Raw genomic sequence first — 12,389 nt, 5'->3', positions numbered from 1 at the left:
AAAAAGGCTAAGCCAGTAAAAAACTGAGCTTAGCCCCCAAACTAAATTTTTAGAATCGATATTTAAATCGATGTTTTTAATGGAAAATTATTTACCATCCCAAGCTTGTACTGCATCTAAACGAGCTTTGATTTTGCCTTGTGTATCTTTTTTGAAATACCCGTTAGCTAAGCCGCCTTCCCAGCCACCGTAGTTTGCGTTAGGTAACATGATGAAGGTTTTACCAAATTTGCCTTGGTTTTGATCAACGAATGCACGACGGTCTGCGTTTAATTTGCCATATACGGTATCACCGAAGTCATCTAAGTTATCGCCTACATAAAGTACGATTTCATAACCTTGTTTTTCAATTTCTGCAAAACGAGCCGCTTTAGCTGATTTGTCTTTTTTCAAATAAAATGCAGATTCTTCCACGCCATTGAAACCTAAGCGTTTCATATCATCGATAGTGCCGGCTTTTTCAGAGCTATCTTTGCGGTTTGTTACGTAGAACATTTTACCTTTGTGGCTGTTTACGTAATTATTAAATTCTACCGCACCCGGAACAGCACGAGATTGACGCGCTTCTACCCAACGAGTCCAATCTTTACCATCGAATGGTTTGTTATGTTGAACTTGCCAGCCAGCATAAGGGCTGTTATCTAACATGGTTTCATCTAAATCAACCACAACCGCTTTCTTCTTACCTTTTGCTACTTTTGCGTGATCAAATGCTACTTTTGCCGCATTATATGCTTGATAAGCTAATGCTTTATATTCACCAGAATCTTGCATCCAGTTTAAGCCAAGAACAGCTTGTTGTTGCAATTGCATTTTTGCGTGTTCTTCTGATTTCATTTGGTGTGAACCACAGCCAGATAAAACAAGAGCAGAAAGTGCTGCAAGTGCGGTCATTTTTAACGTTGTTTTCATGTTATATTCCTTTTAACTTTAGGGTTAGTAAAAACGGGGAGAGTATAGCAAGCCTTTTTATTTTTTGGGGTGTTTTCTTAGTAATTCTATTAAATTTGTGATGTTCGTCACATTTTTAACGCGAAATTTAGGTGTAAAACTTACCGCACTTTCTTTTTTTATCCTATCGCCTTTCCCCCCTTTTCACGGTAAACTAACCGCAATTTTATTCATCACCAACATTTTTATGCGACTTCTTATTCTCATTCTTTTTGCCGTATTAGCTTTGTTTCAATATGACTTATGGTTTGGCCGTAATGGTTTCTTCGATTACCGCGACACTGCCGCAAAGATTGTAGAAAACCAAGCGGAAAATGAAAAACTGTCTCAGCGCAACCAGCGTATTAATGCGGAGATTCAAGGGCTAACTAAAGGCTTTGAAGCTATTGAAGAACGTGCACGAATGCAGCATGGCATGGTAAAAGAAAACGAAGTGTTTTATCACATTGTGAAAGAGAATAAATAATGGCTCGTTCAATTATTGCGGTATTGCCAGCAGCTGGTGTGGGCTCGCGAATGCAAGCAGATAAACCGAAACAATATTTAACTCTACTCGGCAAAACACTGCTCGAACACACACTTGATGTTATGCTTTCTCATCCTGCTGTATCTAAAATTATTTTGGCGGTGAGCAAAGATGATCCTTATATTGCTAAGCTATCACTCACCCCTAAAATTCAGTTAGTGGAGGGGGGCGCAACTCGAGCTGAATCCGTATTAAATGGTTTAAATGCGATTGAGGAAAAAGATGCGTGGGTGCTTGTTCATGATGCTGCTCGTCCTTGTTTACAACACGCCGACATTAATAAATTGCTAGCCATTGAAGATGAACATGGTGCTATTTTGGCAATTCCAGCGACGGATACGATTAAACGGGCGGATAATCAGCAATGTATTGTGAAAACAGAAGATCGTCGTCAACTTTGGCAAGCGATGACACCACAGTTTTTCCCAGTAGATATATTAAGAAATGCGCTTTCCACAGGGATTCAACAAGGTGCGAATATAACGGATGAAGCATCAGCAATGGAACTGGCAGGATTTCGACCGCACTTGGTGGCTGGGCGTAGCGATAATTTAAAAGTGACTCGTCCAGAAGATTTAGCATTAGCAGAATTTTATTTAACAAGGAATAAATTATGATCAGAATTGGACACGGTTTTGATGTTCATGCGTTTGGTGAAGATCGCCCATTAATTATTGGCGGCGTAGAAGTACCTTATCATACTGGGTTTATTGCGCACTCTGATGGCGATGTGGCATTACATGCCTTAACCGATGCTATCTTGGGTGCAGCGGCTCTAGGTGATATTGGAAAGCTTTTCCCTGACACCGATATGCAATATAAAAATGCTGATAGCCGTGGGCTATTGCGTGAAGCATTTCGTCAAGTGCAAGAAAAGGGATATAAAATTGGTAATGTTGATATCACTATCATTGCACAAGCACCTAAAATGCGCCCACATATTGATGCTATGCGTGCAAAAATAGCTGAAGACCTACAATGCGATATTGAGCAAGTCAATGTGAAAGCAACGACTACTGAAAAACTAGGCTTTACGGGAAGACAAGAAGGGATCGCTTGTGAAGCTGTTGCCCTTTTAATCCGACAATAATTATTTATTCTTAAAAGTGCGGTGAAAATTTTAAAAGAATTTCACCGCATTTTTATTTTTGTGATCTAGATCACAGTTTTAACCTAGGAAAAGGCATACCATATTCTTGTACAGTGAGTTTGTAGCTGATAACACAGACTATAAATGAAAAGATTTAGGCGCAAGAATGGATGTTTGTGCCATTTGGCATTGCGCTGTGCACTTTGCCTATTGGGTTTGGCGGGCTGTTGTCTGACATTCCCGATTGTCCCTAATCAGTGATAATGGCAGTGGGTGATAATTCACCTTTGTTATTAAAGTGGCCATTGGTGAGAGGAAACGTCCATTTATGGACGAGGGAGCAATGGAGGGCTTCAGTTCGCCTTTTTGCTCACCAACCTTGTTGTTAGGTGCTATGTTGTTAGTTGACGTTGACTAATGGAATATGTACGTTTAACGCAGATATTCCATTAGTTAAGCTATTTAGCGTGCTTAATTTTCTAAAAGTCTTAAGAATCCTATTACTAAATCTACCGTTCTATTTATACATTCAACCAAAACGTAACAGGGCCATCGTTTGTTAAACTCACTTGCATATCCGCTGCAAATTGCCCTGTTGAAACAGGTAATTTCTCACCGCACTTTTGGGTAAAGTATTCATATAATTCATTAGCCAATGCTGGGGGCGCACCTTTTGAAAAGCTTGGACGCAAACCTTTTTGTGTATCCGCAGCTAATGTAAATTGAGAAACAATAAGTAATTCACCTTGTGCTTGTTGAACATTTAAGTTCATTTTGTCATTTTCATCACTGAAAATTCGATAATTAAGCACTTTTTCAGCAAGTTTATCCGCTTTCTCTAGATTATCTTCTTTTTCTACACCAAGCAAAACCAGCAAACCTTTGCCAATTTGTCCTATTGTTTCACCGTTTACATCAACTTTCGCTTGGGTTACACGCTGGATTAAGGCAATCATTTTAATCCCTCGATAAAGCTCGGTAACCATGTTTCAGCATAGCCTTCTTGATCATCCACGTTTAAAACGTCAATTTTTAAAGTTTCGCAAATTTTTACCGCACTTTTTTCTTGGAGAGTTTGCTCCACTTTGTCCGCTGCATAGCAAAAAGTATCATAATCAGAATTACCTAATCCAACGACCGCAAAACGAACATCTGAAAAATCGCTTTGATTTTTAGCTAATTCATCAAATAGAGGTTTTAAATTATCCGGCAACTCGCCTGCACCATGAGTTGAAGTCACAACAAGCCAAATTTTTTCATTTTCGATGTCGGATAAACTTGGTCCATGAAAAAGAGCGGTGGAAAAACCTTGAGTTTCTAAAACATCGTTTAAATGTTCGGCAACATATTCTGCGCCACCTAAAGTGCTGCCAGAGAGAATGCAAATGTGCATTTGATTATCCTGTATTTATTTGCTTCCCTAACACAGGGAAAAGTAAAAGAATATTTTTGAAATGATGAAAATAAAAAGGCTTAGATTCTCTAAGCCTTTTATTACGATTAAACGTTATCGAATTTGCCAAGCAATGAACGAATATGTTCTTGCCAGTTGCGGTGTTCATTTTTCAGTTGTTCGTTTTCAGTTTGTAAACTTTCGATATTTCTATGCGATTCTGCGTTTTTCTCTTTTAATTCTTCAACTTCTAATTGAAGTAATTGGATAGTTTCTACCGCTTGTTTAATTTTTTCTTCAAGCTGGTCTAAAATTTCTAAAGACATAATGATTTCCTTTTAAATATGGGTAAGTTTGAGAGTATTTTACCCAGTAAATTTGCCTTTTTAAAGCGTTGGAGAAAAAATTATTATGCAAACGATTACGCGGTGATAAAATAACGTCATTTTGCCATGATCTAGAAAAGTAAGCAGAAGGAGAATAATGATGAATCGTGCATTGGCGATTGAATTTTCACGAGTGACTGAGGCAGCTGCGTTAGCGGCTCATATGTGGCTTGGTCGAGGGGATAAAAATGCAGCTGACGATGCCGCAGTGAAAGCCATGCGTTATATGCTGAACTTAATTCATATGGATGCTGAAATCGTGATTGGTGAAGGGGAAATTGATGAAGCGCCAATGCTTTATATTGGCGAAAAAGTCGGTTCTGGTATGGGAGAATTGGTTTCTATCGCCGTTGATCCTATTGATGGCACGCGTATGACCGCAATGGGTCAGTCTAATGCTATTTCTGTCTTGGCTGCTGGTGGCAGAAATACCTTTTTAAAAGCACCAGATATGTATATGGAAAAATTGGTGGTTGGCCCAGATGTTAAAGGCATGATTGATTTAACTTTACCACTAGAACAAAATCTTCGCCGTGTCGCATCTAAGCTAGGAAAATCCCTTTCTGATCTCACCGTAATGGTATTGGCAAAACCTCGTCATGATGCGGTAATTAAACAAATGCATAACTTGGGCGTGAGAGTGATGGCAATTCCTGATGGTGATGTGGCAGGTTCCGTATTGTGCTGTTTGCCTGATGCCGAAGTCGATCTTCTTTACGGAATCGGTGGCGCACCAGAAGGTGTGGCAGCTGCAGCTGCAATTCGTGCATTAGGTGGCGATATGCAAGCTCGTTTGCTTCCTCGTAACGAAGTAAAAGGTGATACCGAAGAAAATAAAAAAATTGCTGCCGATGAAATTCAGCGTTGTGAAACATTAGGCGTAAAAATCAATGAAGTGTTAAAACTTGAAGATCTTGTGCGTGATGACAACCTTGTATTTACCGCAACGGGTATCACCAATGGCGATTTGCTTAAAGGTATCTCTAGAAAGGGCAATTTAGCCAGCACTGAAACAATTTTAATTCGTGGAAAATCTCGCACAATTCGTAAAATCCAATCCATCCATTACCTAGATCGTAAAGATTCTGAAATTTATAAGATTTTGAATATTTAGTTTGGACAAACAAAAGTACGGTGAATTTTCACCGCACTTTTAAGAGGTATATTTAGCAAGATACTACCAACTATAATGATAAATCGCTTGAATTGCATAAGGTTTATCGAAGTTTTTACCATCTTCACGGCTTACTTCTAAACCAAAACGATGATTTGCAAATCCAGCATTTAAACCGACCGCACTTTCAAAACGTCCACGGCTGCTTGCGACATCAAGTGCACTGTTTGTGTAATGAATTTTGCTGCTACGGTTTTTGCTAGTAATCGCATTGACTTCTGCATAAGGCTGTAAATTCCAACCATTACTTAATGCAAAGCCTTTGGCTACACGTAAACCAATTCGAGAATAAATAGAAGATAAGCTATCTTCATTCTCTTGTGATGAAATACGTGTCCACGCTAATTGTGCTTGAGGAGTGATTGTCCAATCGTTCACAAGGCTAAAGCGTTTGCCTAACTCACTTGAGATAGTATAAGCATTGTAATGACGTTTTTCAGTGTGATCTGAATTAGCGTGTAAACGGCTGTATTTCACGATGTTATCTACATAAATACCGTTATCTGCAAGGTAAGCTGCATATAAGCCCACGCTGTTGCTTCTTACTTTGCCATCACCGTAATAACCATTGAAATCGACGTTAGCTTGGCTACGGCCAACAAATCCACCAACACGGAGGTTATCAGTTACAGCAGCATCAGCACCCACTTGTACGCGATGTACGTTTTGTTTAAAGCCAGAAGTTTCACTCTCACCAGTAGAAAGTGCGGCTAATTTTTGGCGAGAATTCACATTACGAACCCATACATTACCTTTTTCACCGTTTTCCACTTCGCCTAGACGTTGATGAATGCCACTTAAATCATCTTCCACTAAAAGCAATTGTGCTTGGCGAAGAGAAACTTGTGCATTTGCTAAGTCTGAAAGCAGTGGTGTACTTGGTAGAACTGGGGCAGTTGGTGTCACTACAGGATTGCTTGGCGTCGCTACAGGATTGCTTGGAGTCATCACCGGATTGCTTGGAGTTGCCACAGGATTGCTTGGCGTCACCACAGGATTACTTGGCGTCACCACAGGATTACTTGGCGTCACCACAGGATTATTTGGGGTCACCACAGGATTATTTGGCGTCACCACAGGTTTATTTGGTGTGACTGGTGCAACAGGTGGAGTTGGGGTGACTGCATTTTTAGAGTTCGCTAATACCCAATTATTTCCTTCTTTTGTTAGGAAATATTGGTAAGCCCCTAAATCTACACGATTATTCGGGTTCGTTAAGCTAAATGCAGCGTTACCACCATTGGTTTCGATAAGTGTCACTTTTCCGTTAGCAACATTTTCACCTTGGTTAGTGACACCAATTTTATGATTACCTTCAGCGGTGCCTTTAACAACGATTTTATCGCTTTTGTTTTCAGCGATATTGGTATTGAGGTTAAATGTGCTAGAACCTCTGAGGTTATCTTTAATTGTTAATGTTTTATATTCAGAAGTTGGAGTAAATGTAATCTTAGAACTGTTAGCATCTAAGTTATTCAATGTGCTTGATTTATTGAAACTCCATTGACTATTAGACATAGATAAATTGATTTCATTCTTAACTGGCCAATCTGGATTTTCAAGAATTGCGCCAGTTAGTTTGGAGTTTTTACTCGCAGTAAGGTTTAGATGATAGATTCCAGCTGGTGTAGAATTGGATGCATCATCCTCATCATCTTTTGCTTCAATAGGGAAGTTTTTATCATTAAGCGAGATTAATGCTTGAGTAGCATTTAATGTTGTATTTTCTAAATTAATTTTAACTAACTGCTCATCGCCCAATGGGAATGCGAGTAAACCATAACCTGTATTACTTTCTGAATTTGTTAGTGTTATTGTTTGCGATCCGCTATCTGATGTGGTAAATAAACCACTTTTATTGTTAAGAGTTACATTTAAACCATTAGCGATAACCGTCTGAGCTGCATTCTCATCATTTGTACCGATGTCAAAAGCAAATTGCATATCTTGATTTCCAGTAATTTGTACATTACTGATATTTGCTATATCTTTTGCACCATATAATACGTAGGCAATATCACTCTTTCCATTCATCTTGATACTATGATTGGATGAATTGATAACTGAGGTCTTTTGAGATTCAATTGCACTAGAACCATCGTTATTTATTTCAATATCAGCTTGTGTATTAATTTTGCCACCACGAGATTCAATCGCTGAGTTACCACTTGAATCACTATAAGCATCAGTTATATTGTGAATTTGTGCGTAATTTTTCTCAATAATGAGTTTTGAGCCTCTTTCTAACGTGGCAGTTCCACCCCATATACTTAAGAGTGAGCTTGATGGATAGTCTTCTTTGAGTGTGGCATTTACACCAGATTTAACAGTAATATGATTATTTCTATCAGTAAGGTCAAAAATACTAAATAATGAATCGCTAGAGGCTAGTGGTTTTCCTCCATGTGTGCTAGTTCCAACATCGGTTTTAGCGATATTTTGGTAGTTTCCTGATGTAATAGTTACATTAATTGCATCACTAATTGATGTTTGTTGGCTTTTGTTGAAAGTCCAAAAATTAGGTAATGATCCCCAAGAATACTGACATCCTGTCGAGTTTGAGCAAGTAAGATCTGTTGCCCATGCCGAATTAACTAATCCTAACGCCACAGCCACCAGACTCACTTTAAAAGTGCGATTAAAAATTTTGTTGTTTTTCATATTAATTCCTTGGGATTATAAAAAAAGCCAACTTATTGAATAAGCTGGCTTAAATTTTACCGATTTAATAATTAACCCGCAACAGCGATACGTTTCATATCCGTCATATAACCACGTAATTCTTGACCGATTAATTCAACAGGATGGTTACGAATTGCATCGTTTACATCGCAATAGCATAAATGGGCTAATTCCTCATAAACTATCAAGACAACCATTTATGCTAAAATGCATCCTCCACCTAAAACGGAAGAAAACCGCTTACGTTTGAGAATTTTACAGCTTAAACCTATCGTCGAATCTTGGCAGAAAATAGCATCATTCAAAGTATGTCTAGAAAAGGGAATTACTCGGACAATACCGCAATGGGAAGTTTCCTTGGGCGATTAAAAATGGAATATTTTTATAGTCAGAAATTCAACACTAGAGGGGGAGGTAGTTGATACAGTTAGAGATCATTTGGATTACTATAGTCATCGACAGATTCAACTAAAATTAAAAGGACTGAGTCCGATACAATATCGAAAACAATCCTTTAAATCACAGTCTAACTTTTTGGAGTTAGATCAATTTTTACCGCACTTTCGATTTTTATAAACTAATTTCTAGCTGTTCATAAGCTTGTTTTACTTTTTCCAACGCTTTTTCAACGGATACATCACGCGCAAGTAAAACGCCTAAGCGTCGATGACCATTCACTTCACCTTTACCAAATAATCGAATATTAGTATGAGGTTGTGCCAGTGCTTTTTCGATTCCACAAAATTGCACATTTTGTGATTTGCCTTCCACAACAATAGCTTTAGACGCCGATGGGCTAATCAACGTAATTTCTGGGATTGGTAAACCTAAGATTGCACGAGCATGTAAAGCGAATTCGGAAAGCTCTTGAGAAATCAGCGTTACCATTCCAGTATCATGAGGACGAGGTGATACTTCATTGAAAATCACCTCATCACCACACACAAACATCTCCACACCAAAAATACCGAATCCACCCAATGCACTGGTAATCTTTTCAGCAATCGATTGCGCTTTTGATAATGCAATATCCGACATAGCTTGAGGCTGCCAAGATTCCCGATAATCACCATCTTCTTGACGATGACCTATTGGCGCAAGGAAACTTGTACCATTGATATGGCGAACTGTCAGTAACGTGATTTCATAATCAAATTTGACAAAACCTTCAACAATCACTCGACCTGCACCCGCACGCCCACCTTCTTGCGCATAATCCCAAGCTTTTTTAATGTCATCTTTAGACTTTAAAATGCTTTGCCCATGTCCAGAAGAAGACATAATCGGTTTCACCACACAAGGAATACCAATTTTTTCAACCGTACTTTGAAAGTCTGAAAAATTATCCACAAATTGGTAAGGTGAAGTTGGTAGCCCTAACTCTTCTGAAGCTAGACGACGAATCCCTTCACGATTCATCGTAAGTTGAGTTGCTTTTGCAGTCGGCACAACATTAAAGCCGGCTTGCTCTAATTCAACCAAAGTGGCAGTCGAAATAGCTTCAACTTCGGGAACAATGTAGTCAGGATTTTCTTTCTCCACAAGCGTTTTCAATGCATTACCATCTAACATGGAAATGGTGTATGCACGATGTGCCACTTGTTGTGCTGGGGCATTTTCATAGCGATCGACTGCAATAACTTCAACGCCTAAACGTTGCAATTCAATCACTACTTCTTTACCCAGTTCACCAGAACCCAACATCATTACTTTGGTTGCATTAGGGGTTAATGCTGTGCCAAGTGTTGTCATGATTTCTCCTATTTTAATAACGAATCATCAAGTGCCAAATCTTCATTTTTATTCACGCCCACACCGCGTGCGATAACATTTTTTGCAATTTCGTGTGCTTCTTCCAAAGAATGTTCGGTATAAGTACCGCATTGATAAATATTTAATTCAGGGATAGTTGTTTGATCTTGCACACCTAAAATATCCTGCATTGAAGCTAGCCAAGCTTGTGCTACTTGCTGTTCATTTGGCGTACCAATCAAGGACATATAGAATCCCGTGCGACATCCCATCGGAGAAATATCAATAATTTCAACGCTATCGCTATTTAAATGATCACGCATGAAACCCGCAAACAAATGTTCAAGCGTATGAATACCTTTTGGAGGAAGAATTTCTTTATTTGGAATACAGAAACGTAAATCAAAAATGGTAATGTCATCACCTTTTGGCGTGCGCATCGTTTTTGCAACACGTACTGCTGGTGCATTCATTTTGGTATGATCCACTTTAAAACTATCAAGTAATGGCATAAAGTTTTCCTTATAAATCAGTAAATTAAAAATAAATTTGAATAAATGTTCATTTTTTGCAAATTCTAATGAACTTTATGGCAAAGCTCATTGTCTTATGTAACAAGCAGCTTGCAGTTGTTTTAATAAAATTGGTTCCTTAGGTTATTGCCCCACATTTATTGTGGGGTTTCTTTTATACAAAAATTTTTATTTTGAAAGTTTTCAAAAAAATTTGAACTTTCTTATAAAGTGCTAGTCTCATGGAACAAGCAACTTGCAGTTGTTTTAATAAAATTGGTTCCTTAGGTTATTTGCCCTGCATTCATTGTGGGGCTTTTTCTTGCGCATTTTATAATAAGAATGGTGCACTAAAAAACAATAACGCAACATAACGAACCAGTTTTCCAAGAAAGATAAAGACGCTACTTACCACAAAATTTAATCTTAACCAACCTGCTATGGCACAAAATAAATCACCAACGACAGGTAGCCAGCTTAAAAGTAAAGTAATCGCCCCATAACGCTTTATCTGATTCCTGACCCATAAAGTGCGGTGATTTTTTGGATCAAATTTTGGCATCCACCGCCCAATCCCGTAAGTAGTTAAACTCCCCAATCCATTGCCAAGCGTGGCGAAAAAAACGAGTGCCAATATATCTGAACTAAATAAAGATCCCAACGCCAATTTAGGGATTGCAAGAGCAACAAATACAACCTCTGAATTACCTGGTAATACCGTTGCACTCAAGAATGCACTAAAAAACATAAGACATAACGCATGAGTTTGCCAAAAATCAGCACTAAAAAATGAAAAAATATCCATTATCTTGGCGAAATAATTTCTCGTGTACGCACATCAAACACGTCCATTCCAGCATTTAATCCCGCTTGTACACCTAAATCAGCATCTTCAAATACAATACAACGACTTGGATTTGCTTGAATTAATTCCGCACAACGTAAAAAAGTTTCTGGGTGTGGTTTATGTTCTTTTACATCATCGGCACTAACAATCGCATTAAAGTAAGGTGCAATAGCCAGTTTATCCATCAACATATCAATAATTTTACGGTGTGAGCCAGATCCCAGAGCAATCGGCTTTTTCTGATGAAAAGATTTAACAATTTCAAAGGTTGGTAATAACTTTGATTGAGTCGGAATAAGTTGATAAGACAACTCACGTTTTGCAGCCAGCACATCCTCAATTCGATCAAGTGGCATATTCGCCGCTTTCATCATTTCCCCCGCGATAGTTCGAACTGTCGCTCCACCAAAGTTATACATAATTTGGCAATCAAATTCATAGCCAAATCGCTCTCCCACCATCGTCCAGGCCTGCGCATGCACGGGCATGGTATCGATTAAAGTTCCATCCATATCAAAAATCAATCCTTCATATGGATTGAACATCTCATAATCTAACATTTTTACATCCTTACAAATTTTTTACCATTTTGCTACAAAACTGTGATCTGTGCACTGTTTTATTTCAGTAAAGTGCGGTAAATTAGTGAACAAATTTTGAACTAATAAAACAAATGCGGTTATTTAAGCAACTAGAACGTTGGAAAATTCGCAAGCAAATAAATCAATCTATTATTGATGTGGTATTTCGTTTACGAGATCGATTAGCTCATTACTGGCAAGCTGATGTGAATACACCTCAAGTGGATTTTATGCTGCTACACATTGCTTGCAGCTTAGGTCGAATAGAACGAGGAGGTTGTGTTTCACCACTTTATCCAGAAATGCTTGAAGAAATTCAAAGTGCGGTCATTTTTCCACAAGTTTTAGCCATCCATCAAGACTTACTCAAGTTGATGCCGTTTTCCATTCCTGAAGCAGAACAAACTTATTTTTTAGCGAACATTCATTCTTTGGTTCTTGAACAGAAACAATTAAATCATGTGGTAATAAATAAGCCCACTCATAAAAAATGAC

Annotated in this window: 14 protein-coding genes and 1 pseudogene; 5 read left to right on the top strand and 10 right to left on the bottom strand. The window is 38.4% G+C overall.

Features of this window, described 5'->3' with window-relative positions; translation table 11 throughout:
• Positions 1 to 87 precede the first annotated feature (87 nt).
• Positions 88 to 912: a lipoprotein e(P4) gene (gene hel / locus DV415_RS00250; RefSeq protein ID WP_118790313.1), complete on the bottom strand. Its 825-nt coding sequence runs from the start codon at positions 910 to 912 to the stop codon at positions 88 to 90.
• A gap of 226 nt (positions 913 to 1,138) precedes the next feature.
• On the opposite strand from hel, the gene ftsB reads away from it, so the two are divergent.
• The 3 genes from ftsB to ispF are packed head-to-tail and all read left to right on the top strand — an operon-like array spanning position 1,139 to position 2,567.
• On the top strand, positions 1,139 to 1,417 hold the full coding sequence (gene ftsB, locus DV415_RS00245) for a cell division protein FtsB (RefSeq protein ID WP_005627159.1): 279 nt from the start codon (positions 1,139 to 1,141) through the stop codon (positions 1,415 to 1,417).
• Positions 1,417 to 2,094, top strand: coding sequence for a 2-C-methyl-D-erythritol 4-phosphate cytidylyltransferase (ispD, locus tag DV415_RS00240; protein WP_118785507.1), 678 nt, complete (start codon positions 1,417 to 1,419; stop codon positions 2,092 to 2,094). Before ftsB ends, ispD begins: the two co-directional genes overlap by 1 nt.
• Positions 2,091 to 2,567 carry a 2-C-methyl-D-erythritol 2,4-cyclodiphosphate synthase gene (ispF, locus tag DV415_RS00235; protein ID WP_005687916.1) on the top strand — a complete coding sequence of 159 codons (477 nt, stop codon included), beginning with the start codon at positions 2,091 to 2,093 and terminating at the stop codon, positions 2,565 to 2,567. Before ispD ends, ispF begins: the two co-directional genes overlap by 4 nt.
• A 521-nt stretch (positions 2,568 to 3,088) precedes the next feature.
• Here ispF and dtd read toward each other — a convergent pair.
• The 3 genes from dtd to DV415_RS00220 all read right to left on the bottom strand — a co-directional run bounded on the left by dtd (position 3,089) and on the right by DV415_RS00220 (position 4,286).
• On the bottom strand, positions 3,089 to 3,523 hold the full coding sequence (gene dtd, locus DV415_RS00230; RefSeq protein ID WP_118790312.1) for a D-aminoacyl-tRNA deacylase: 435 nt from the start codon (positions 3,521 to 3,523) through the stop codon (positions 3,089 to 3,091).
• Complete coding sequence (gene mioC, locus DV415_RS00225) at positions 3,520 to 3,960, bottom strand: FMN-binding protein MioC (protein ID WP_118790311.1); 441 nt, start codon at positions 3,958 to 3,960, stop codon at positions 3,520 to 3,522. Before mioC ends, dtd begins: the two co-directional genes overlap by 4 nt.
• 107 nt (positions 3,961 to 4,067) lie before the next feature.
• Positions 4,068 to 4,286 (bottom strand): cell division protein ZapB, encoded by a 219-nt coding sequence (locus DV415_RS00220; RefSeq protein ID WP_005627167.1) that lies wholly within the window; start codon positions 4,284 to 4,286, stop codon positions 4,068 to 4,070.
• A gap of 160 nt (positions 4,287 to 4,446) precedes the next feature.
• Between DV415_RS00220 and glpX the strand changes: the two genes are divergently transcribed.
• Complete coding sequence (gene glpX / locus DV415_RS00215; RefSeq protein ID WP_118790310.1) at positions 4,447 to 5,460, top strand: class II fructose-bisphosphatase; 1,014 nt, start codon at positions 4,447 to 4,449, stop codon at positions 5,458 to 5,460.
• Positions 5,461 to 5,523: 63 nt separating this feature from the next.
• Here the strand turns inward: glpX and DV415_RS00210 are convergent, their stop codons facing one another.
• The 6 genes and pseudogenes from DV415_RS00210 to DV415_RS00190 form a co-directional block, all read right to left on the bottom strand.
• Positions 5,524 to 8,181, bottom strand: a complete 2,658-nt coding sequence (locus DV415_RS00210) for an autotransporter outer membrane beta-barrel domain-containing protein (protein WP_118790309.1) — start codon at positions 8,179 to 8,181, stop codon at positions 5,524 to 5,526.
• Positions 8,182 to 8,252: 71 nt separating this feature from the next.
• Positions 8,253 to 8,351 (bottom strand): annotated as a pseudogene (locus tag DV415_RS10160) (NADP-dependent ketol-acid reductoisomerase); the annotation flags it as partial.
• A gap of 421 nt (positions 8,352 to 8,772) precedes the next feature.
• The gene (gene purT / locus DV415_RS00205; RefSeq protein ID WP_118790308.1) at positions 8,773 to 9,954 is read right to left on the bottom strand and encodes a formate-dependent phosphoribosylglycinamide formyltransferase; all 1,182 of its coding nucleotides are present in this window, start codon (positions 9,952 to 9,954) and stop codon (positions 8,773 to 8,775) included.
• Between the two features lie 8 nt (positions 9,955 to 9,962).
• Positions 9,963 to 10,466, bottom strand: coding sequence for an S-ribosylhomocysteine lyase (luxS, locus tag DV415_RS00200; protein WP_009499584.1), 504 nt, complete (start codon positions 10,464 to 10,466; stop codon positions 9,963 to 9,965).
• A 331-nt stretch (positions 10,467 to 10,797) separates the two neighbouring features.
• Complete coding sequence (locus tag DV415_RS00195; protein ID WP_118776224.1) at positions 10,798 to 11,271, bottom strand: YqaA family protein; 474 nt, start codon at positions 11,269 to 11,271, stop codon at positions 10,798 to 10,800.
• Positions 11,271 to 11,873, bottom strand: a complete 603-nt coding sequence (locus tag DV415_RS00190) for a beta-phosphoglucomutase family hydrolase (RefSeq protein WP_005635675.1) — start codon at positions 11,871 to 11,873, stop codon at positions 11,271 to 11,273. The genes DV415_RS00195 and DV415_RS00190 overlap by 1 nt, the downstream gene beginning before the upstream one ends.
• 113 nt (positions 11,874 to 11,986) lie before the next feature.
• Between DV415_RS00190 and DV415_RS00185 the strand changes: the two genes are divergently transcribed.
• On the top strand, positions 11,987 to 12,388 hold the full coding sequence (locus DV415_RS00185) for a PRD domain-containing protein (protein ID WP_118790307.1): 402 nt from the start codon (positions 11,987 to 11,989) through the stop codon (positions 12,386 to 12,388).
• Position 12,389 lies beyond the last annotated feature (1 nt).

The organism is Haemophilus haemolyticus, assembly GCF_003490595.1.
GTDB lineage: Bacteria > Pseudomonadota > Gammaproteobacteria > Enterobacterales > Pasteurellaceae > Haemophilus > Haemophilus haemolyticus_L.
The sequence above is the reverse complement of the archived record's forward strand: the minus strand, read 5'-3'. Positions and strand labels throughout refer to the sequence as shown.